Raw genomic sequence first — 22,218 nt, 5'->3', positions numbered from 1 at the left:
TTTTTTCTTCGTCTAGGAAGGGGTGCATCGAATGCAACGCTACTTTGTTAAACAACGAACAAATGAAAATAGTTTTGTGATTGATGAGGATGACCGCCATCACATGATAAAGGTCATGCGCATGGAGCTTGGGGACAAAATCATTTGTGTCGATCCTACTGGTAACACGGCTGTCTGCGAAATTGCAAAAATTACCGATGAACATGTCGTTGTAGACGTTGTACAATGGATAGATGAAAGATCTGAGCTTCCTATTTTCGTTACCATTGCAAGTGGACTACCTAAGGGGGACAAGCTTGAATGGATTATTCAAAAAGGTACAGAGCTTGGTGCCCATGAATTCATTCCATTCTCTGCCCGCCGTTCGGTTGTAAAATGGGATGAGAAAAAGTCAGCCAAAAAAGTTGAGAGATGGCAAAAGATCGCAAAAGAAGCTTCGGAACAATCCCACCGTGGAATGGTACCTGAAATCAGTCAGCCCATGAATTTAAAAGCTTTAATAGAAAAAAGCAAAGATTATCATTATAAATTAGCTGCTTTTGAGGATGAGAGCAGGAGTGGTGAAACATCGATTTTCTCAGCAACATTACAAAAAATGAAACAAGATGAATCACTTTTTATCGTCTTTGGTCCCGAGGGCGGATTAGCGGAAGAAGAAGTTCAAGTTTTACAGGAAAATGATTTTTCCCTGTGCGGTTTAGGACCACGTATTTTAAGAACGGAAACAGCGCCCTTGTATGCTCTAGCGGCGATTTCCTACCATTTTGAATTAATGAGGAGATGAATAAAATGCCAACAGTCGCTTTTCATACACTAGGATGTAAGGTAAATCATTATGAGACTGAAGCAATCTGGCAATTGTTCAAGCAAGAAGGCTATGATCGAGTTGAATTTGAATCCATTTCTGATGTTTATATTATTAATACATGCACAGTAACCAATACCGGGGATAAGAAAAGCCGCCAAGTTATTCGACGTGCAGTTCGTAAAAATCCTGATGCTGTTATTTGTGTAACAGGATGTTACGCGCAAACATCTCCTGCAGAGATTATGGCGATACCTGGTGTTGATATTGTAGTTGGAACCCAGGATCGGGTAAAAATGCTTGAATACATTGAACAGTATAAAACAGAACGCCAGCCGATTAATGGTGTCGGCAATATCATGAAAAACCGTGTCTACGAAGAGCTTGATGTTCCGGCCTTTACCGATCGAACACGTGCGTCGTTAAAAATTCAAGAGGGTTGTAACAATTTTTGTACTTTCTGTATTATTCCTTGGGCACGTGGATTAATGAGATCTCGTGATCCAAAGGAAGTCATTCGCCAAGCACAGCAGCTTGTGGATGCAGGATATAAAGAAATTGTATTAACGGGCATTCACACAGGTGGCTATGGTGAGGATATGAAGGATTATAATTTAGCCTTGTTGCTTCGTGATTTAGAAGCCCAGGTTAAAGGATTAGCACGCCTACGAATTTCTTCGATAGAGGCAAGCCAAATTACAGATGAAGTAATTGAAGTAATCAAACATTCAAATATTATTGTACGTCATTTGCATATCCCGATTCAGTCTGGTTCTAATACCGTTTTAAAAAGAATGCGCCGAAAATATACGATGGAATTCTTCGGTGAAAGATTAGACCGTCTAAAAGAAGTACTTCCTGGACTTGCCGTTACATCTGATGTAATTGTAGGTTTTCCAGGTGAGACAGAAGAAGAATTTATGGAGACCTATCATTTTATAAAGGAACATAAATTCTCCGAGCTTCATGTGTTCCCTTATTCTAAGCGTACTGGCACGCCTGCAGCCCGTATGGAGGACCAAGTTGATGAAGAGGTTAAGAATGAGCGTGTTCACCGCTTAATTACGCTTTCTGATCAATTAGCAAAGGAATATTCTTCTCGTTTTGAAAATGATGTTTTAGAAGTTATTCCTGAAGAAGAGTTTAGCACAGGAATGTATGTTGGTTATACTGACAACTATTTAAAAGTGGTGTTCCCTGCAACAGAAGATATGATTGGGAAACTTGTTAAAGTGAAGATTACTAAAGCAGGTTATCCATACAATGATGGCCAATTCATTCGTGTTGTTGAAGATGATCATGTAAAATCAGATGTATTTGCAGAAGAAGAAGCTGCCATTTAAAGGACCTATTTTGGTCCTTTTTTTTATGATTTTTGGGTAATCTATTATTAGAAGGATCCAGAATTGAAAGGAGTCATAGAATGTCCATTACAAACATTGCTTCAATGATTGATCATACGCTTTTAAAAGCGGATGCTACCCGCAAACAAATTGAAATTCTTTGTCAGGAGGCAAAGGAACATAAATTCTTTTCCGTTTGTGTGAATCCTACTTGGGTAAGTACTGCTAGAGAATTATTAAGTGGCAGTGGCGTGAAGGTTTGTACTGTTATCGGATTTCCATTAGGTGCAACAACATCCGAAACAAAGGTATTTGAGACAAACAATGCGATTGAAAATGGTGCCGATGAAGTTGATATGGTAATCAACATCGGGGCTTTGAAGGACCAAAATGATGAGTTTGTTGAAAAAGATATCCGTGCGGTTGTTGAAGCTGCAAAAGGCAGAGCATTAACAAAGGTCATTATTGAAACTAGCTTATTAACGCGGGAAGAAAAAATTCGTGCTTGTGAGCTTGCGGTAAAGGCAGGTACAGACTTTGTGAAAACCTCCACTGGTTTCTCTACAGGAGGTGCTACTGTAGAAGACATCAAGCTAATGAGGGAAACGGTAGGACCGAATATTGGGGTGAAAGCTTCCGGAGGAGTCCGAAATACAGAAGATACAGAAAAAATGATTCAAGCAGGAGCAACGAGAATTGGTGCGAGTGCCGGAGTAGCGATCCTGCAAGGCTTAACAGCAACTACAGACTATTAGAAAGACGGCCTCGGCCGTCTTCTATTTTGCTTTCCCACCATGCACTCTTAGTATCATTTCACCAAATTTCGTGGCAAACGGCAACACCATTATTGATGAAACCACATTAAATATGACACTAATATGTGCTAATTGAATCATTTTTTCATCCGCTAATAGATGTGCATTCTCAGATAACGCCGGAATAAACGGAGTAAAAAGTAAAACGCCAGCTACATTGAGCCAAACGTGTGCAAATGCGGCCAATCTTGATTCCTTTCCGCCTCCTATTGAAGCAATCAAGGCTGTTATACATGTTCCAATATTGGCTCCAAAAACGATGGCAATCCCTGCATCAAGATGGAGGAGACCTGCAGTTAAAAAACCCATCGTGATCCCAGTCATAGCGGTACTCGATTGAATAATAGCAGTAATAACAGCACCTGTTAGAATACTTAATAAAATATTATCGTTTATGGATAGGATAAAATTATTGATAAATGGAAGTGCAGTAAGCGGCTTAGCTAGAAGCTCAAAACCTTTCATGGCTGTAAAGACTGAGGCGATTCCAAAGATGACCATTCCAATGCTTCTTACCTTTATAGGTTTAAAGAAGGTTAGTAGTGCACCAATAATTGCTAATGGCATCAAAACTTTATCAAGGTCGAATGTAATTAACTCCGTTTTAAAGGTTGTTCCGATATTTGTACCTAGAATGATCCCGATAGATTGAGGGAAAGTCATAATCTTTGCCGAAATTAATCCAATCGTGATCACCATTACAGCCGAACTGCTCTGTAATAGTGCAGTGACAAACGTTCCTGTCAACATCCCTTTAAGTGGTGTACTCGTAAGTTTGGTTAGCCATCCCTTAAGTTTATTCCCCGATAAATTAAATAATCCAAACCTAATAATGGTCATGCCAAAGATAAATAAAAGTATAAATAAAATAAATAATACTAGGTATAGCATGTCTTTCACCTCTCCTTTAATTGTATGTCTGTAGGAGGAGGACATGCTAGATTTATGGGGAAGTTCAAAAAAATATGGGTGATGAATAAAAATTTTAAAAGCTTGTTTCAAGTCAAGAAATACAGTTGACCTTGTTTACAGGTTATATTATAATTACAAGGTACATGGATTGAATGTAAGTGTGTTGTGTTTCGGAGGGAGGGAAAGAGAATGTCTAAAACCGTCGTTAAGAAAAACGAATCGCTTGAAGATGCTCTTCGTCGCTTCAAACGTACAGTATCAAAAACTGGTACTTTGCAAGAGGCAAGAAAGCGCGAATTCTACGAAAAGCCGAGTGTAAAGCGTAAGAAAAAGTCTGAAGCAGCAAGAAAACGTAAGTTCTAAGAGAGGGTGTAATTTATGAGTCTTCTCGAGCGTTTAAATACTGACATGAAACAAGCGATGAAAAATAAGGAAAAAGACAAACTCACAACGATTCGGATGGTAAAAGCTTCATTGCAAAATGAAGCGATTAAGCTTGGAACAAAAGATCTTTCCGAAGATGTAGAGTTAACAATCCTTTCTCGCGAAGTTAAGCAACGCAAAGAATCCCTCCATGAATTTGATAAAGCAGGTCGTCAAGACCTTGTTGATAAATTGCGTGCAGAATTGGCTATCGTCGAACTGTATTTACCGAAGCAGCTTTCCGAAGAAGAGTTGTCAGAAATTGTTAACGAAACAATCTCTGAAGTCGGTGCAAGATCAAAAGCGGATATGGGAAAAGTGATGGCTGCGATTATGCCTAAAGTAAAGGGTAAAGCAGATGGTTCACTTGTTAATAAATACGTACAACAACACCTTTCATAATTATTCTGACAACCAAAACCGCAAGCTGGTGCTTGCGGTTTTTAATTTTATGTAAATTGAATCTTAATATGACTTGGAACGTATTACAGTTGTCGGCATGAAGGGAGGGTTAATATGATTGAATTTCTTACAAATCCCATTGTGGTAACATTGTTACTTACCATTGCAGGGGCAGCTATCGTTTACGAGCTTTTTTCATCAAGGTTTGGAGTATCGGGATTCATCGGTTTATTTGCATTACTTCTTTTCTTTTATGGACATTTTCAAGCTGGTCTTGCTGGTTTTGGAACGATTGCATTATTTGCGATTGGGATTTTGCTCATTTTCTTGGAATTTTTCCTTCCAGGAGCCATATCGGGCACACTGGGATTAGCCGCATTGATTGCCAGTCTCTTTTTGGCAGGAGAAAATCCTTTGAGTATTGGAATCTCTATTTTCATTTCTATTTGCATTTCCGTTGCCTTATTATTCCTTATGATAAAGGTATTAGGCAAAAAAATGGTCTTATTTAATCGAATGATTCTGTTTGATACCGCTAAAAAAGAGGATGGCTATGTGTCTAATGTAAATCGTACAGATTTATTGGGGAAAGAAGGTATTGCATTGACAGTATTAAGGCCATCTGGAACAGCGGTAATCAATAATGAAAGACTCGATGTTGTAACCGAAGGCGATTTCATCGATCAAAATACAAAGATTTCGGTCATCAAGGTTGAAGGAGTACGTATCGTTGTTAGGAAAATATAGTTAGTTATTACAAGGAGGTAAAGGCTGTGGAATTGACGAGCGCAAGTCTTTTTATGATAGGGATTGTTGTTGTTGCAATTATTTTTTTAGGAATATTATTATCATTTGTTCCAGTAATGCTATGGATTTCTGCTCTTGCTGCAGGAGTTAAAATTAGTATCTTTACATTAGTAGGGATGAGACTTAGACGGGTTACACCGAGCAGGGTAGTTAATCCGCTGATTAAAGCACATAAGGCTGGAATAAATGTAACCACGAACCAGCTTGAAAGTCATTATCTTGCAGGAGGAAACGTCGATAGAGTTGTAAATGCATTAATTGCAGCCCATCGAGCTAACATTGAGTTATCGTTTGAACGCTGTGCTGCGATTGATTTGGCAGGACGTGATGTATTAGAAGCAGTACAAATGAGTGTTAACCCTAAAGTAATTGAAACTCCGTTTATTGCAGGTGTTGCCATGAACGGGATTGAAGTTAAAGCAAAAGCGAGGATTACCGTACGTGCTAATATCGACCGCCTAGTCGGTGGTGCGGGTGAAGATACTGTGGTAGCTCGTGTAGGTGAAGGCGTCATTTCGACGATTGGTTCTTCAGTCGACCATAGTAAAGTACTTGAAAGTCCAGAACTGATTTCTCAAACAGTCTTAGCTAAGGGATTAGATTCTGGTACCGCTTTTGAAATTCTATCCATTGATATTGCTGATGTTGATTTAGGCCGGAACATTGGCGCTGAGCTTCAAACAGAGCAAGCGGAAGCCGATAAGAAAATTGCCCAAGCAAAAGCAGAAGAGCGCAGAGCGATGGCTGTCGCTACAGAGCAGGAAATGAAGGCTAGAGTCGAGGAAATGAGAGCGAAGGTTGTCGAGGCAGAGGCAGAGGTGCCACTGGCTATGGCAGAAGCATTAAAATCTGGAAATATCAGTGTTATGGAATATATGAATTATAAAAATATTTCGGCCGATACAGATATGCGCGGATCTATCGGAAAAATGACCGGTGATAAAAAAGACGACCAGTAATATCTAAGGAGGTCGGGGCATGGAAACAATATTATTTTTAATCATCGCCGGAATTCTTTCAACAATCTTCGGAAAATCAAAGGGTAAAAGTACTTCAGGCAGAACGAAACCTTTTGCCCCAAAAGGCCTTGATGACTTCCGGACAATGGTGGACCAACAAATTGGGAGATATCCGAGAAAGACAGGATCAATCTCTATGGGACAGCCAGTTGAGGAGAAGTTCGATGATATAGGTGTAGATGATCAACAACTCAATTCCGTTTCCCCAAGGATGCCTTTAGTGCCTGCAAAGCCTGAGGTGTCATCGAGAATAGAAGTTGAAACGGTTGATACTCAATTCGAAAAACCAGATGCCAAAACCATTATTAATGGGATTATATGGGCGGAAATCCTTGGAGAACCACGGGCTAAAAGACCATATACTACAAAAAATAGGTAATGGTAAATTTTTTGTATCTCTCTCCATAAATAGAAAAATATGTGCTAGAACCCCCTTTCATTTCATAATATGAGGTGAAAGGGGGTTCTTTTTTTATGGCAAAAAAATGGGGCCAGCGTGTCCGGAACTGGATGGCACAAAAAATGGATCTTCCTCAAGATGTCATGATGGATTTACCCCGGATTACGATGATAGGGCAAATTCATATTTACATTGAGAATCATAGAGGTTTGATTACCTTTACCGATAGAGAATTGCGTCTCTTGTTAAAACAGGGGCAATTGCAAATAAAAGGGAAGTCTTTCGTGATTAAGACTATATTACCTGAAGAAATTTTGCTTGAGGGGAAAATTGATCAGGTCCTTTATATAAATGAAAATCCAGGAGGAACAAAATGAAAAACCAATGGATCGAATTTTTATCTGGAAGAGTAACCGTAAAAGTATCGGGGCGAGGTATAGAAAGATTCCTAAATGTCTTAATCCGAAACGGACTGATGGTATGGAATGTAAAGCGACATGGAACGGAAACCATTACTTTTACAATGAGGTTGAAAGATGCATTGAAAATTAGGCACTATGCAAGAGACAGAGATTGCTCCATTTCGTTTTTAAAAAGGGCAGGGATGCCTTTTTTATTTAAACGATTATTAAAAAATAGCGGGTTTGCTGTTGGAGCACTTTTATTCTTAATGATCATTCTCTTGTTATCAAATGTCATTTGGGGGATCGAAATTAAAGGAGCAAAGCCTGCAACCGAGTATCAGATTCGCAAAGAATTAGACAAGCTGGGGGTAAAAATAGGAAAAATTCAATTTTTTGTGGATAACGTTGAGGGGATCCAAAGGAAATTAACAAATAATGTTGGTAACCTCACTTGGGTGGGTGTGGAGTTAAAGGGGACAACCTATCAACTTCAAGTGGTTGAAAAGAAAGAGCCTGAAAAGCCTGAACAATTAGCACCGAGAAATCTTGTAGCGAAGAAAAAGGCTATTATTGCTAACATGTACGTTGAAACTGGACAGAAAATGGTCGATATTCATGACCATGTGGAAGCCGGACAAGTCCTTGTATCTGGCATTATTGGAAGAGAAGGACAGCAGGTCGCTGCAGTCGGAGAAGTTTGGGGGGAAACGTGGTATAGAAGCCATGTTGAGCTGCCATTAAAAACGAATTTCTTTGTGTTCAACGGTAAAGAAAAGCGTAAACATACTCTCGTCATAGGAAGTTTAGTAATTCCAATATGGGGATTTGGCCAACCGGAGTTCAAGGAATATGAATCGGAAATCAATCTGAAAAAAATCAAGTTTCTTAAATGGGAACTGCCCATTTCGATTGGGAATGAAACATTAAGAGCTCGTGAAGAAACGACCCGCACGTATACGAAAGAGGAAGCAGAAAAAATCGCTGTTGAATTAGCAAAAAATAAAATAAAAACTGGGATGGATGAAGAAGCTATCATTAAAGATGAAAAAATTTTACACAAAGAGTTGAAAGATGATAAAGTTATCCTAGATATTCACTTTAAGATTATCGAAAATATTGCGGTTGGACAACCAATACCCAAGGAGACTCCTGAATGACAGTAAAGCTAAAAACCATTAATGTACAGCTAGAAAATCCATCAGAAGCAATTGCCCTCCTAGGGAATGCTGATTCTAATTTAAAAATAATCGAAGAAGAACTTGAAGTTTCCATTGTAACAAGAGGTGAATCGGTCGGGTTATCTGGCGACGAAGAAAGAGTTGACCTTGCCAGTCAAATCCTGGATAAGCTTATTTTTATCATTAGAAAGGGTGTTACTATTAGCCAAAGGGATGTCTTGTCTGCCATCCAAATGGCGCAAAAAGGAACACTTGATTACTTTGACAATCTCTATGATGAGGAAATCGCAAAAAATGTTAAAGGAAAGTCAATACGTATAAAAACGCTCGGTCAACGGCAATATGTAATGGCGATAAGACAAAATGACCTCGTTTTTGGTATTGGACCAGCTGGAACAGGAAAAACCTATTTAGCCGTTGTAATGGCGGTCAATGCGTTGAAAAATGGAAAGGTAAATAAAATCATCCTTACAAGACCTGCAGTTGAAGCTGGAGAAAGCCTTGGATTTTTGCCTGGTGATTTAAAAGAGAAGGTTGATCCCTATTTACGACCATTATACGACGCCCTGAATGACATTTTAGGGGCAGAGCATACCCAAAGGTTGATTGAGCGTGGAACTATTGAAATTGCCCCGTTAGCGTACATGAGAGGGCGGACGTTGGACGATGCCTTTGTGATACTAGATGAGGCTCAAAATACGACTCATGCACAAATGAAGATGTTCTTAACACGTCTAGGCTTTGGTTCAAAAATGGTTATTACGGGTGATCAAACACAAATTGATTTACCAAAGGGTGCCAAATCAGGACTAATAGCTGCGGAAAAAATCTTATTAGGTGTTAATGGAATCTCCTTTGTTTTCTTAGAGCAAAGTGATGTTGTACGTCATCCGCTGGTTGGCAGAATCATTGAGGCGTATGAAAAGAAACCCATTCAAAATTAAAGCATAAAAAAATTCAGGGATAAACCGATCAACGGTTTATCCCTTTTTCTGTAAAAAAAGTACTTATTTGAATAGAAGGTGAAAATTCGCAGGAAAACTGTTATCATTTTACATATGGCTGATTTAGTAACAAGGATATGGTGATTTTAGGTGTTTTTGGGGGTAGAGAGTTGAAAAAAATCCAGGATTACTTAATACAAATAAAAAAGCTTCTTGACTATACCTTCTTCAGAGTGTCACTTTTTGTTATTCTAGGAGTGATTTTATTTACCTCTTTGTATGGGAACGTGAAGCCAGAGAAACTCGATATTAGTCTGTTAACGGTCGCAGAGAAAACCATCAGGTCACCGGCAACTGTAGAGGATAAAATACATACTGAAAAAAAACGTCAAGAAGCATTGGATCAAGTTCAGGACGTTTATACATTAAAAAAAGAATATTCCTCTAACCAGGTTGATTTAATTACATCCATTTTTGATGCAGCCTCAGAGGTAAATGATGAAATTAAAGATGAAGCAAAAAATCAGAATGTGAATGATGAAGCCCCTTTACCTTTGATCGAACCAACAGTTGAAGATAAAGTAACCTTACTTAAAGGAAAACTAACAGATAGAGTGATAAAGGATCTTTCAGAGCGGGTGTTTACTGCACTTGTACAAGCAAGCAACGATGAATTATCCATTGCAAAAGACTTAACCGTAACAGCGATTAACCATGTAATGAATAAACGAATTTCCGCAGATGACGTGGAAAATGCAAAAAAAAGTTTGGAAGAAGAATTAAAATTTACTACTTTGAATGGCGACTTAAAGAATGCAGCAATTGAATTAGGCAGATACGCGGTTATTCAAAATGAGTTCTATGATCCAGAAGCAACGGAAGAGCTGCGTAAACAAGCAGCACAATCTGTTGAGCCTGTGAAAATCCTCCAAGGACAAATTATTATTGAAGAGGGCAAATTAGTTAGGCAGGAAGAATTTCGCCAGTTAGGGCTAGTAGGTCTTTTGGATAACAAACAATCGTATAAGCCGTTTATTGGTTTGATGATCCTAATTATGATTATCCTGTCTTCCATCTATTATCATTTTTATCAGATGAAGGAGCAGCACGAAAAGCGGCAGACACATCTACTTTTGTTTGGAATCGTCTTTATCTTGACGTTTTTTATTTTGAAAATTATTAGTATGCTGCAAATTTTTAATTATTCGGGCATAGGCTATTTATTCCCCGCTGCTATGGGCGGGATGTTAATCAAAATATTAATTGATGAGAAACTTGCCATTCTTTCATCAATCATCTTTTCAATCTTTGGAAGTGTGTTGTTTAATGAAGGAGTTTCTGGCACACTTAATTTTTCAGTGGGAATTTACATTTTGTTTAGCGGCCTTGCTGGTGTATTATTTTTAAGTGAGCAGAATCAACGTTCAAAAATCCTTCAAGCTGGTTCTTTTGCGGCTATAGTTAATCTTTTTACCATTTGGGCACTAATGTTTTTACCTAATGGACAATTTTCAGGATTGGAATATGGTTATTATATAGTAACAGGGATTATTTCAGGAATTGGTTCCGCGGTGCTGACAATGGGACTATTACCACTTCTTGAAACGAGCTTTGGTATTCTATCAACAATGAAGTTGATTGAGCTTTCTAATCCCAATCATCCACTGCTTAGAAAAATCTTAATGGAAGCACCAGGAACCTACCATCATAGTGTGATGGTTGCCAATTTAGCTGATGCTGCTTGTGAAGCAATCGGTGCAAATGGGCTAATAGCAAGGGTAGGGTGTTATTATCATGATATTGGTAAAACGAAACGGCCAAACTTTTTCATTGAAAACCAAATGCATCTTGATAATCCGCATGACCGATTGCCGCCTGATAAAAGTGCAAGTATTATCCTTTCACATGTATCAGATGGGTCTGATATTTTAAAAAAGTACAACATGCCAAAGGAGATCATCCAAATTGCCGAACAGCATCATGGAACAACCTTATTGAAATTCTTTTATCATAAGGCGATGCAAAGTGGAGAAAATGTGCTGGAAGAGGATTATCGTTATCCTGGACCAAAGGCACAGACAAAAGAATCAGCCATCATTGGCATTGCCGATAGTGTGGAGGCTGCCGTTAGGTCCCTAAGCCAGCCTACCCCTGAAACAATTGAATCGCTTGTTAAGAAGATTGTAACAGACAGGCTTCAGGATGGGCAGTTAAACGAATGTGACTTAACATTAAAAGAGTTGGAAATAGTAACACATTCCTTTTGTGAAACATTAAAGGGAATCTTCCACTCTAGAATAGAATATCCAGACATGACAAAGAAGGTGATTCAAGTATGAACAAGTTGATGATTGATTTAGTCGATGAAACCAATCTATTGCCGAAAGAGGATTTAGAAGAAATTGAAAAACTGTTAAATTTTGCTGCCGAAAAAGAAGGTGTTGATGAAAATAGTGAAGTATCTGTTACCTTCGTATCGAATGAAAGAATTCACGAAATTAACCGTGAATACAGAGATAAAGATGCCCCTACTGATGTCATTTCATTTGCAATGGAAGAACTTGGAGAAGGTGAAATAGAGTTAATTGGTGCCGAGATTCCTAGGGTATTAGGGGATATCATTATATCGATTCCTAAGGCAGAAGAACAGGCAAAGGAGTATGGACATTCATTCATTCGTGAACTTGGCTTTTTGTCCGTCCATGGTTTTCTCCACCTTTTAGGTTATGACCATTTAGAGAAGGCAGAGGAAGAAAAAATGTTTACTCGACAAAAGGAAATTTTAGATAATTATGGACTCACGAGATAAACCTGTACGTTTATGGAAATCTTTTTCTTTTGCTATAACAGGTATAAAGACAGCTCTTTGGTCAGAAAGAAATATGCGTATCCATTTTCTAGTTTCTTTATTGGTCATTGGGTGTGCGCTGTTCTTTTCAATAAGTCAATTGGAATGGTTATTTGTTATTTTTGCCATAGGGGGAATCTTTTCATTAGAACTAATCAACACTGCCATCGAGCGTGTAGTCGATTTGATTACAAAGGAGTATCATCCGCTTGCTAAACAGGCAAAAGATATCGCAGCTGGTGCAGTTTTTATTTATGCAATCACTGTGGTAGTGATTGGGATTATCATATTTTTACCCTATGTACTTAGAGGCCTAAGACTTTAGGTTGGTGGGATTTGAAAAGAAAAAGCGTATTCGGTACAATAATTAACAGACTTGAAGTGGAATGGGTAAATCGGCTGACTTTTTGGAAAATTCAAATTTTCATATTACTTTTTCGCTACAAGTGATGATTTTGTGACAATTTTAGGGTAAAATAAAGACAGCGGCAGATAACTGCTGGAAGGGAAGATTGAAGTTTGAACATCGAGAAATTAATTGAAGAATCAAAGAAAGCAAGAGAAAAAGCGTATGTCCCATATTCAAAGTTTGCAGTAGGGGCGGCCGTTTTAACATCAGATGGAAAATTATATCATGGATGTAATATTGAGAATGCAGCTTATAGCATGTGCAATTGTGCTGAACGTACTGCATTGTTTAGCGCCTATGCACAGGGTGATCGAGATTTTAAAGTATTAGCAGTTGTTGCGGATACAGATCGACCATGCTCACCATGTGGAGCCTGCAGGCAGGTAATCTCAGAGCTTTGTCCACAGGATATGAAGGTCATATTAACGAACCTTAAAGGTGATGTTCATGAAATTACCGTAGCTGAATTACTTCCAGGTGCGTTTTCTTCGGAGGATTTAGATGCTAAGTAATGAAAATAAAGGGTACAAATCAGGTTTTATTTCAATTATCGGTCGTCCAAATGTAGGAAAGTCTACATTCCTTAACCGAGTTATAGGTCAGAAAATTGCTATTATGAGCGATAAACCTCAGACAACTCGTAATAAAATTCAGGGTGTATTAACGTTAGACGATACCCAAATGGTTTTTATAGATACACCAGGGATTCATAAGCCAAAGCATAAACTAGGCGACTTTATGATGAAGGTGGCACAAAACACATTAAAAGAAGTTGATTTAATCCTATTTATGGTAAATGCTGAGGAAGGGTTTGGACGTGGGGAAGAATTTATTCTTGAAAAGTTTGAAACCGTCAACACACCTATCTTCCTTGTTATCAATAAAATTGATCAAATACACCCAGATGACTTACTGCCACTAATTGAATCCTATAAAGAAAAGTATTCATTTAAAGAAATTGTTCCTATTTCAGCACTTGAAGGAAATAATGTGGAACGTTTACTTGAACAAATTAAAGTTTATTTGCCTGAAGGCCCTCAGTATTATCCGGCAGATCAGGTAACCGATCACCCAGAAAGATTTATTATCACAGAATTAATCCGAGAAAAAGCATTACACTTAACACGTGAAGAAATTCCTCATTCCCTTGCTGTTGTTCTTGATAAGATGGAACGTCAACATGGAGGTAAGGATATCATTCATGTAATGGCAACAGTTATAGTCGAGCGGGACTCTCAAAAAGGTATCATTATTGGGAAACAAGGAAGTATGCTCAAAGAAATTGGAAAACGTGCCCGCGTGGATATTGAGAATCTTTTAGGATCGAAGGTTTTCTTAGAGCTTTGGGTTAAAGTTCAAAAGGATTGGCGTAATAAAATGTCCCAGCTTCGCGATTTTGGCTTCAATGAAGATGAATATTGATACTACACATCCTAAAATATTTAAAGTCTTGTAAAATTATGCACGAACAAATTAACAATATTTTCGTCTTATGAATTTTGCGTAGGCAGGCTATGATAATTGTAAGGTTTGGGATTCTTATAAAGGCTAGTCTAAATCATGAAAGGTGGGGTTTTCGATGATGGATTTTACGTGGAAAGTATTCCTCCAGACAGGCAATATTGACACATATCTTCTCTTTAAAGAGCTTGAGAAGGAAAACCAAGAAATACCCGGAAATCAGAATGAAGATCTAGCGCAAATGGATTTTCCCGTTTCATAAGTTTGTCTAATGTATCGGGATGGTGACAACTATGCTTCAAAAATGTGAAGGCATCGTCATTAGAACTACAGATTATGGTGAAACCAATAAAATTATTACCCTGTATACAAGGGAATGGGGAAAGATAGGTGTAATGGCAAGAGGAGCAAAAAAGCCTATCAGCCGACTTTCCTCGATAACCCAGCTATTTACACACGGTTACTTTCTAGTTCAAAGAGGAACTGGATTAGGAACTGTTCAACAGGGAGAAATGATTACTAGCTTTCGAGCTATTGGTGAAGATATATTTCTTACTGCTTATGCCAGTTATATTATTGAATTAACAGATAAATCTACAGATGATAAAAAACCAAACCCATTTCATTTCGAACTTCTCTTCCAAACCCTTAATTATTTGAATGAAGGATATGATCCAGACATTCTTATGAATATCTATGAAATGAAAATGTTGACTGTATTGGGTTTACATCCAATTTTAAATCAATGTTCCGTTTGCGGCAGCACAGACGGACTTTTTTCTTTTTCCATACGGGAAGGCGGGTTTATATGTCACCGCTGTTTGGAGAAGGATCCATACCATTTTAAATTATCGCCATCATCTGTAAAATTATTACGATTATTTTATTTTTTTGATCTTTCAAGATTAGGAAACATCTCAGTTAAGCAGGAAACAAAGAATGAATTAAAAGAAATCATTTCTGCCTATTACGAGGAATATTCGGGTCTTTATCTTAAGTCCAAAAAATTTCTTCAATCGATGGAAAAATTTCGAAATCAATTATAGTGGTTTATTGACTTTTAGTATAGATTTCGATATCATTTGTTTTAATAATGAATAGTTGCAATGAGAGAAAAGAGTACTTAGCAATCTTAATAAAAGCGAACCTAGGGTGGTGTGAGCTAGGATATTGGGACCTAAGGAAGGCGTTCTTGAGCAAATCTTGTGTATAACACATAAAAGAGGCTGCTTTTACAGCAGCAATTAGGGTGGAACCGCGGGTAACTCTCGTCCCTATGCTTTTTATAAGCATAGTGACGGGAGTTTTTTAGTTTATTAAGGAGGAGTAATGAAAATGAAAGTATCAATGGAGCAAATTGTTTCTCACGCGAAACATAGAGGTTTTATTTTTCCGGGGTCTGAAATCTATGGAGGACTTGCAAATACATGGGATTACGGACCACTAGGAGTCGAATTTAAAAACAATATTAAACAAGCATGGTGGAAAAAGTTTGTGCAAGAATCTCCATACAATGTCGGATTAGATGCAAGCATATTGATGAACCCAAGAACATGGGAGGCTTCAGGACATATCGGCAACTTCAATGACCCGATGATGGATTGTAAAAACTGTAAGGCAAGACATCGTGCGGATAAGTTAATTGAAAATGCGCTTGATGAAAAAGGAATGGAAATGGTGGTTGACGGACTTCCTTTTGATAAAATGGAGGAACTTGTCAAGGAACATAATATTGCCTGCCCTGACTGTGGTAGTCATGATTTTACGAATATTCGCCAATTTAATTTAATGTTTAAGACCTTCCAAGGGGTAACAGAGTCTAGTGCGAATGAAATATTCCTTCGTCCTGAAACGGCACAAGGGATCTTTGTGAATTTTAAAAATGTCCAGCGTACAATGAGAAAGAAATTGCCTTTTGGGATTGCCCAAATAGGAAAAAGTTTCCGAAATGAGATTACTCCTGGAAACTTCACATTCCGCACTCGAGAGTTTGAGCAAATGGAGCTTGAGTTCTTTTGCAAGCCTGGTGAAGAGTTAACATGGTTTGACTATTGGAAGAATTTTGCTGAACAATGGCTTCACTCATTGGGGTTAAATAAAGAAAATTTAAGACTTCGTGACCATTCAGACGATGAACTTTCTCACTATAGTAATGCAACTACAGACTTTGAATATAAGTTTCCATTTGGTTGGGGAGAGCTTTGGGGTGTAGCTTCAAGGACAGATTATGATTTGAAGCAGCACATGCAATTCTCAGGTGAAGATTTCAATTATATCGACCCAGAAACGAACGAAAGGTATGTTCCATTCTGTATCGAGCCTTCACTAGGTGCGGACCGGGTAACATTAGCATTTTTGATCGATGCTTATGATGAAGAACAGCTTGAAGATGGAACATCTAGAACTGTTATGCATTTTCATCCTGCCCTGGCACCATTTAAAGCAGCAGTGCTTCCATTGTCTAAAAAACTTTCTGATGAAGCTAAAGAAGTCTTTGAAACACTAGCAAAGCATTTTTCCGTCGACTATGATGAAGCAGGTTCAATTGGAAAACGCTACCGCAGGCATGATGAAATTGGTACGCCATTCTGTATCACCTTTGATTTTGATTCAAAAGAAGATAACATGGTCACAATTAGACATCGCGACACCATGGAACAAACCCGGGTACCAATTGCAGACCTAGTTACATTTATACAAGAAAAGCTTATGTTTTAACTTCTGATGGTGCGGTTCAAAACCGCACCTCTACATAATGGATCCCAATAGGGTGGTGAGAAAAATAGAACTGACCAAACGCCAAGAACATATCGTTCAGATTGTAAAGGAAAATGGACCGATTACAGGGGAGAACATTGCAGAACAACTAAACTTAACGAGAGCAACATTAAGACCAGATTTATCGATTCTAACAATGGCTGGCTATCTAGATGCACGACCCCGTGTTGGATATTTTTATACAGGTAAATCAGGCAATCAGCTTCTGACTGAAAATCTTCAAAAAATTTTTGTGAGAGATTATAACTCTATTCCTGTCATCGTGAAGGAAAATGTTTCGGCATACGATGCAATTTGTACAATGTTCCTTGAGGATGTGGGTACATTATTTGTTGTAGACCAAAACTCTTTATTAGTAGGTGTATTATCAAGAAAGGATCTGCTAAGGGCGAGTATAGGTAAACAAGAGCTGACAGCACTTCCAATCAACATCATTATGACGAGAATGCCAAATATTACCACGTGTGAAATGGACGACACTTTGATTGATGTGGCGAAATTATTAATTGAAAAGCAAATCGATGCTTTACCTGTAGTAAAACCATCAGAAAAGGGCTTTGAGGTAGTTGGAAGAATTACCAAAACGAATATTACAAAGGCCTTCGTTGCCTTGGGGAACGATGAGTAACTAGCATAACAATGGACGTAGATATCAATTAAAAAGTATTCCAGAGGAGCTGTTGAGGAAGAATGATGATTACTCCTGTCATATATGTTGTATCTGATTCAGTGGGGGAAACAGCTGAATTAGTTACAAAAGCGGCAATCAGCCAGTTTAACGGATCAGGAATGACGTTGAAAAGATTTCCCTATGTAGAGGATATGGAGCATATTGATGAAGTCATTTCGCTGGTTGCGATGGACCATGCAATGATTGCTTTTACTCTAGTAAAGCCAGAAATGCGTGTGTATATAAAGGCGAAAGCAGACGAAGCAGGCATTCATGCTGTTGACTTAATGGGCCCAATTATGGATCAAATCCAAATCTTTACCGGGAAAACTCCGCTGTGTGAACCTGGACTGGTAAGAAAACTGGATGAAGAATATTTTAAAAAAGTGGAGGCCATTGAGTTTGCAGTTAAATATGATGATGGCCGTGACCCAAGAGGAATATTAAAAGCGGATATTGTCTTAATTGGGGTATCTCGGACATCTAAAACTCCGTTATCGCAATATCTTGCTTTAAAACGTTTAAAAGTTGCCAATGTACCACTCGTTCCAGAAGTGGACCCTCCAGAGGAATTGTACAAAGTTCCACCAGAGAAGTGTTTTGGACTGAAAATCAGCCCGCAAAAACTAAATAATATTCGACGGGAACGCTTAATCTCCTTAGGCCTAAATGATCAGGCGAGCTATGCAAATATAGAAAGAATTCGTGATGAATTAACCTTCTTTGAAAAAATAGTAAATAGAATTAATTGTCCTGTTATTGAGGTAACCAATAAGGCTGTCGAAGAAACAGCAAATGTAATTTTAAATTACGTTCATAAAAGAAGTCAGTAGCACATAATCTTAAGATTATGTGTTTTTCAATGAATGATAGAAAAGTGTGGAAAAGTACAAAAAAATGTACTATAATAAAAAATTGTGATAAAAATGAATCTTTTAGGTTTAGACTTGCATGGATACGAATAAACTATTTATTGTTAGATGTCAAGGAAACCTACAGAAAAAAATTCGACAATAAAAAGTTAGCTTCTTAAAGAAGGAATATACGGAGTAATGTAGAATTAGTACTAATACAAAAGGGATTCCAACTATTTTTGTCGATGCAGGTTCATGCCCGGTGAAAGAGGAAATTGTCGAAATAGCTTTAACATTTCCCGTGAAAGTGCTTCTTTTTATTGCTTCTTTATTATCACCATGGAAACAATACATAAACACCATGGAAATATTGATTCCAGAGAAGAAGCTACGGACTTATTCATCATGTATCATACTGCAAAGGGGGATATTACTGTTAAGCAGGATATTGGACTTGCTATACTGATGATCGAACAGAATTTGTGAAGTAACTTTTAAAAATTTTGTCGAAATATGCAGGAATTTAGATTTCTTTTGGAGAATAAGTACAAATGGAGATGTTTTCATGGCAGAACGGATTGCCGAAGAAAAAATCAATCAAATTCGCCAGTCTGTTGATATTGTTGAATTAATTAGCGAATATGTTCAACTGAAGAAACAAGGGCGAAATTACTTCGGATTATGTCCTTTCCATGGAGAAAACTCCCCATCCTTTTCCGTTTCAACCGATAAACAAATATACCATTGCTTCGGTTGTGGTGCGGGAGGAAATGTTTTTTCATTTTTAATGGAGCTAGAGGGTGTTACCTTTTTAGAAGCTGCTGTTAAATTAGCTGAAAAGGCTGATATTGACTTACAAGTAAACCTCTCCGTAAATGGGAAGGGGAAAAGTGTTTCTCCAGAAATTCAGTCTATGCTGGACGCGCATGAGCTTTTGCAAAAATTTTACCATCACTTATTGGTAAATACAAAGGACGGTCAACATGCTCTCGAGTATTTGCTGCAGAGAGGATTTACCCGAGAATCGATTGATAAATTTCAAATTGGTTATTCATTAAATTCATGGGATTTTGTAAACAAATTTCTTACCAAAAGAGATTTTTCTCCTGAATTGATGGAAAAAGCCGGACTGATTATCAAAAGAGAAAGGGATGGGACATATTTTGATCGATTTAGAGATCGAATTATGTTTCCGATTTTCGACCGCAATGGAAATACGATTGCTTTTTCTGGGAGATCATTAGGGGCGGATGAGCCCAAATATTTAAATAGTCCCGAAACAGCAATCTTTAATAAAAGTAAAATTTTATATAATTTTCATTTGGCCAAACCAAGTATTCGAAAATTGCAGCAAGCCATTCTTTTTGAGGGATTTGCGGATGTCATTGCTGCTGACAAGTCTGGTGTGGAAAATGGCATTGCTACAATGGGTACTTCCTTGACCGATGAGCATATTAACATTATCAAGCAGAATACCCAGTCCATCACGATTTGTTATGATTCAGATAAAGCAGGAATTGAAGCTGCTTTTCGAGCTGGTAATATGCTCATTGACGCTGGTTGTACGATTAAAGTTGCTATGATGTCTGATGGACTTGATCCAGATGATTATATTAAAAAAAATGGTCCAGAAAAGTTTCGTAATGAGGTCATTGGTGCAAGCCTAACCTGGATGGGATTTAAATTTCTTTACTTCCGGAGAGGAAAAAAACTTCAAATTGAAGGAGAACGGCTTGCCTATATCGAAACAATACTTAAAGAAATAAGTAAATTGACAAAAGCTGTTGAAAAAGATCATTATTTGCGACAGCTCGCGTCAGAGTTTTCCATTTCTTTAGAGGCTTTACAGCAACAGTTAAAACAAATTTTCTTTACTGAAAAAAGAAAATCAAACGGGCAAACTCCGTTAGTCAATCAGCCTCGTGTAATTGTAAAACAGGATAAGAAATTACCTAAGGCACATTTTACGGCTGAAAGGCGATTAATTGCTCATATGTTAAGAAATCGGGATATAGCCTATAAGGTTCAAGATTTATTGCAGGGTAACACGTTTAACACGGATGAACATCAAGCAATAATAACTTATCTTATTGGTTTCTACGAAGAACATATGAATCCAGATTCTAGTGCATTTTTAACTTATATTCAAGATGAAAATCTTCGAAGGATCATCGCTGACATTGAAATGATGTCAGTGAATGAGGAATTAACAAATCAAGAATTAACTGATTATATCAAACAGGTGTTGAATTATCAAAAAATGTTAAAGATAAAAGAAAAAGAAGTGGAACTGAAAGAAGCAGAGCGGCAAAGTGATTATGGGAAAGCAGCTGCAATTGCTACTGAAATCAATCAATTGCGTAAATCGCTATAGATTCCATTTTTAATGTCTTTGATTCTGGAAGGAGGGGGACATATGGCTGAAAAATCAGCCCGTTCAAAAGAGGCCGAGAATGAATTGACCTTCGAACAAGTAAAAGACCAGTTAACGGTACTGGGAAAGAAAACCGGCGTCCTTGCCTACGATGATATTGCGGAAAGAATGGCAAATTTTGAGTTAGAATCCGAACAAATGGATGAATTTCTTGAATTTTTAGGTGATCAAGGTATCGAATTAGTAGGAGAAAGTGATGAGGAAGATCCAAACCCTAAGCAATTAGCAAAAGGTGACGACGATGAGTTTGATTTAAATGACCTTAGCGTTCCTCCTGGTGTTAAGATAAACGATCCTGTTCGTATGTACTTAAAAGAAATAGGCCGCGTAAATTTACTTTCTGCGGAAGATGAGATTAAGCTTGCAAACCGTATTGAGGGAGGCGACGAAGAAGCGAAACGACGCCTTGCTGAAGCAAACCTTCGCTTAGTTGTTAGTATTGCGAAGCGCTATGTTGGACGCGGTATGCTATTTCTTGACCTTATTCAAGAAGGCAATATGGGACTCATAAAAGCAGTTGAAAAATTTGATTATCGCAAAGGCTTTAAATTTAGTACGTATGCAACTTGGTGGATACGTCAAGCGATCACGAGAGCCATTGCAGACCAGGCTAGGACCATTCGAATTCCTGTTCATATGGTCGAAACCATTAATAAACTTATCCGTGTACAAAGACAATTACTTCAGGACCTTGGCCGCGAACCAACTCCAGAAGAAATTGGAGAAGATATGGATTTAACACCTGATAAGGTTAGAGAAATCTTAAAAATTGCTCAAGAGCCTGTCTCACTTGAAACTCCTATAGGTGAAGAGGATGATTCACACTTGGGTGATTTCATTGAAGACCAAGATGCCACCTCTCCTTCAGAGCATGCTGCTTACGAATTATTAAAAGAACAGCTTGAAGATGTACTTGATACATTAACAGACCGAGAAGAAAATGTACTTCGTTTACGTTTTGGTTTGGATGATGGACGTACCCGTACTCTAGAAGAGGTTGGAAAAGTTTTCGGTGTTACCCGTGAACGTATCAGACAAATTGAAGCAAAGGCACTTAGGAAATTACGCCATCCAAGTCGTAGTAAGCGCCTAAAAGACTTCTTAGAATAAAAAAATTACAGATAGTTTACTTCTTGAAAAAGGAGTAAACTATTTTTTTTAGAATGGCTACGTTAAAGAATGATTCTAAAACCTGTTCTTTGAGCGGAAGGCGCTCATAACTCCTCGAAAATGCTATCGCATTTCCTTCGTGCGGTGATAATTCACGGAAGCTTATTCAATGTCCTGCGGGAAGAACGAGCTGAGTGAGACC

25 protein-coding genes and 1 other annotated feature are annotated in these 22,218 nt (G+C 38.0%); of the genes, 24 read left to right on the top strand and 1 reads right to left on the bottom strand.

The window, feature by feature from the left end:
• Window positions 1-31: 31 nt before the first annotated feature.
• From V7124_RS06335 to deoC, 3 genes are all read left to right on the top strand, one after another.
• Entirely contained in the window at window positions 32-784 is a 753-nt protein-coding gene (locus tag V7124_RS06335) for a 16S rRNA (uracil(1498)-N(3))-methyltransferase (protein WP_335487162.1), read from the top strand.
• A gap of 5 nt (window positions 785-789) precedes the next feature.
• On the top strand, window positions 790-2,148 hold the full coding sequence (mtaB, locus tag V7124_RS06330) for a tRNA (N(6)-L-threonylcarbamoyladenosine(37)-C(2))-methylthiotransferase MtaB (protein WP_335487159.1): 1,359 nt from the start codon (window positions 790-792) through the stop codon (window positions 2,146-2,148).
• Between the two features lie 80 nt (window positions 2,149-2,228).
• A complete protein-coding gene (deoC, locus tag V7124_RS06325; RefSeq protein WP_335408924.1) occupies window positions 2,229-2,903 on the top strand; it encodes a deoxyribose-phosphate aldolase in 675 nt (224 codons plus the stop codon).
• A gap of 21 nt (window positions 2,904-2,924) precedes the next feature.
• On the opposite strand, the gene V7124_RS06320 is transcribed toward deoC, so the two are convergent.
• Window positions 2,925-3,854, bottom strand: a complete 930-nt coding sequence (locus V7124_RS06320) for a Na/Pi symporter (RefSeq protein ID WP_335408926.1) — start codon at window positions 3,852-3,854, stop codon at window positions 2,925-2,927.
• 210 nt (window positions 3,855-4,064) lie between these two features.
• Between V7124_RS06320 and rpsU the strand changes: the two genes are divergently transcribed.
• The 21 genes from rpsU (at window position 4,065) to rpoD (ending at window position 22,016) form a co-directional block, all read left to right on the top strand.
• Entirely contained in the window at window positions 4,065-4,238 is a 174-nt protein-coding gene (rpsU, locus tag V7124_RS06315; protein WP_075686208.1) for a 30S ribosomal protein S21, read from the top strand.
• Window positions 4,239-4,253: 15 nt separating this feature from the next.
• The gene (locus V7124_RS06310; protein ID WP_335408930.1) at window positions 4,254-4,700 is read left to right on the top strand and encodes a GatB/YqeY domain-containing protein; all 447 of its coding nucleotides are present in this window, start codon (window positions 4,254-4,256) and stop codon (window positions 4,698-4,700) included.
• A 114-nt stretch (window positions 4,701-4,814) separates the two neighbouring features.
• Complete coding sequence (locus V7124_RS06305) at window positions 4,815-5,447, top strand: NfeD family protein (RefSeq protein WP_335408932.1); 633 nt, start codon at window positions 4,815-4,817, stop codon at window positions 5,445-5,447.
• 53 nt (window positions 5,448-5,500) lie between these two features.
• The gene (gene floA, locus V7124_RS06300; RefSeq protein WP_420490510.1) at window positions 5,501-6,466 is read left to right on the top strand and encodes a flotillin-like protein FloA; all 966 of its coding nucleotides are present in this window, start codon (window positions 5,501-5,503) and stop codon (window positions 6,464-6,466) included.
• 19 nt (window positions 6,467-6,485) lie between these two features.
• Complete coding sequence (locus V7124_RS06295) at window positions 6,486-6,905, top strand: hypothetical protein (protein WP_335408934.1); 420 nt, start codon at window positions 6,486-6,488, stop codon at window positions 6,903-6,905.
• A gap of 95 nt (window positions 6,906-7,000) precedes the next feature.
• Window positions 7,001-7,303 (top strand): sporulation protein YqfC, encoded by a 303-nt coding sequence (gene yqfC, locus V7124_RS06290; protein WP_335408937.1) that lies wholly within the window; start codon window positions 7,001-7,003, stop codon window positions 7,301-7,303.
• The gene (yqfD, locus tag V7124_RS06285; protein ID WP_335487156.1) at window positions 7,300-8,487 is read left to right on the top strand and encodes a sporulation protein YqfD; all 1,188 of its coding nucleotides are present in this window, start codon (window positions 7,300-7,302) and stop codon (window positions 8,485-8,487) included. Before yqfC ends, yqfD begins: the two co-directional genes overlap by 4 nt.
• The gene (locus V7124_RS06280) at window positions 8,484-9,452 is read left to right on the top strand and encodes a PhoH family protein (RefSeq protein WP_335408941.1); all 969 of its coding nucleotides are present in this window, start codon (window positions 8,484-8,486) and stop codon (window positions 9,450-9,452) included. The genes yqfD and V7124_RS06280 overlap by 4 nt, the downstream gene beginning before the upstream one ends.
• Window positions 9,453-9,622: 170 nt before the next feature.
• Window positions 9,623-11,791 (top strand): HD family phosphohydrolase, encoded by a 2,169-nt coding sequence (locus tag V7124_RS06275; RefSeq protein WP_335408943.1) that lies wholly within the window; start codon window positions 9,623-9,625, stop codon window positions 11,789-11,791.
• Window positions 11,788-12,261 carry an rRNA maturation RNase YbeY gene (gene ybeY / locus V7124_RS06270; protein ID WP_335408945.1) on the top strand — a complete coding sequence of 158 codons (474 nt, stop codon included), beginning with the start codon at window positions 11,788-11,790 and terminating at the stop codon, window positions 12,259-12,261. Before V7124_RS06275 ends, ybeY begins: the two co-directional genes overlap by 4 nt.
• The gene (locus V7124_RS06265; RefSeq protein ID WP_335487153.1) at window positions 12,245-12,625 is read left to right on the top strand and encodes a diacylglycerol kinase family protein; all 381 of its coding nucleotides are present in this window, start codon (window positions 12,245-12,247) and stop codon (window positions 12,623-12,625) included. The genes ybeY and V7124_RS06265 overlap by 17 nt, the downstream gene beginning before the upstream one ends.
• Before the next feature lie 194 nt (window positions 12,626-12,819).
• Entirely contained in the window at window positions 12,820-13,221 is a 402-nt protein-coding gene (locus V7124_RS06260; RefSeq protein WP_335408949.1) for a cytidine deaminase, read from the top strand.
• Window positions 13,211-14,131, top strand: a complete 921-nt coding sequence (gene era, locus V7124_RS06255) for a GTPase Era (RefSeq protein WP_335408950.1) — start codon at window positions 13,211-13,213, stop codon at window positions 14,129-14,131. The genes V7124_RS06260 and era overlap by 11 nt, the downstream gene beginning before the upstream one ends.
• Window positions 14,132-14,288: 157 nt before the next feature.
• Complete coding sequence (locus tag V7124_RS06250; protein WP_075686228.1) at window positions 14,289-14,432, top strand: YqzL family protein; 144 nt, start codon at window positions 14,289-14,291, stop codon at window positions 14,430-14,432.
• 31 nt (window positions 14,433-14,463) lie between these two features.
• Window positions 14,464-15,216 (top strand): DNA repair protein RecO, encoded by a 753-nt coding sequence (gene recO, locus V7124_RS06245; protein ID WP_335487150.1) that lies wholly within the window; start codon window positions 14,464-14,466, stop codon window positions 15,214-15,216.
• 51 nt (window positions 15,217-15,267) lie between these two features.
• Window positions 15,268-15,449 (top strand) — a binding site (T-box leader).
• Between the two features lie 56 nt (window positions 15,450-15,505).
• Complete coding sequence (locus V7124_RS06240) at window positions 15,506-16,888, top strand: glycine--tRNA ligase (RefSeq protein WP_335487148.1); 1,383 nt, start codon at window positions 15,506-15,508, stop codon at window positions 16,886-16,888.
• 37 nt (window positions 16,889-16,925) lie between these two features.
• Complete coding sequence (locus V7124_RS06235; protein ID WP_335408956.1) at window positions 16,926-17,576, top strand: helix-turn-helix transcriptional regulator; 651 nt, start codon at window positions 16,926-16,928, stop codon at window positions 17,574-17,576.
• 65 nt (window positions 17,577-17,641) lie between these two features.
• Window positions 17,642-18,451: a pyruvate, water dikinase regulatory protein gene (locus V7124_RS06230; protein WP_420489486.1), complete on the top strand. Its 810-nt coding sequence runs from the start codon at window positions 17,642-17,644 to the stop codon at window positions 18,449-18,451.
• Window positions 18,452-18,811: 360 nt separating this feature from the next.
• The gene (locus tag V7124_RS06225; protein ID WP_335487145.1) at window positions 18,812-18,958 is read left to right on the top strand and encodes a DUF188 domain-containing protein; all 147 of its coding nucleotides are present in this window, start codon (window positions 18,812-18,814) and stop codon (window positions 18,956-18,958) included.
• A gap of 79 nt (window positions 18,959-19,037) precedes the next feature.
• Window positions 19,038-20,846, top strand: a complete 1,809-nt coding sequence (gene dnaG, locus V7124_RS06220) for a DNA primase (protein WP_335487142.1) — start codon at window positions 19,038-19,040, stop codon at window positions 20,844-20,846.
• 42 nt (window positions 20,847-20,888) lie between these two features.
• Complete coding sequence (gene rpoD, locus V7124_RS06215) at window positions 20,889-22,016, top strand: RNA polymerase sigma factor RpoD (RefSeq protein WP_335408962.1); 1,128 nt, start codon at window positions 20,889-20,891, stop codon at window positions 22,014-22,016.
• Window positions 22,017-22,218 lie beyond the last annotated feature (202 nt).

The sequence above is a fragment of the Neobacillus niacini genome, from assembly GCF_036961885.1.
In the GTDB taxonomy this organism is placed as follows: Bacteria; Bacillota; Bacilli; order Bacillales; family Cytobacillaceae; genus Neobacillus; species Neobacillus niacini_H.
This window is presented reverse-complemented; position numbering and strand designations above follow the sequence as displayed.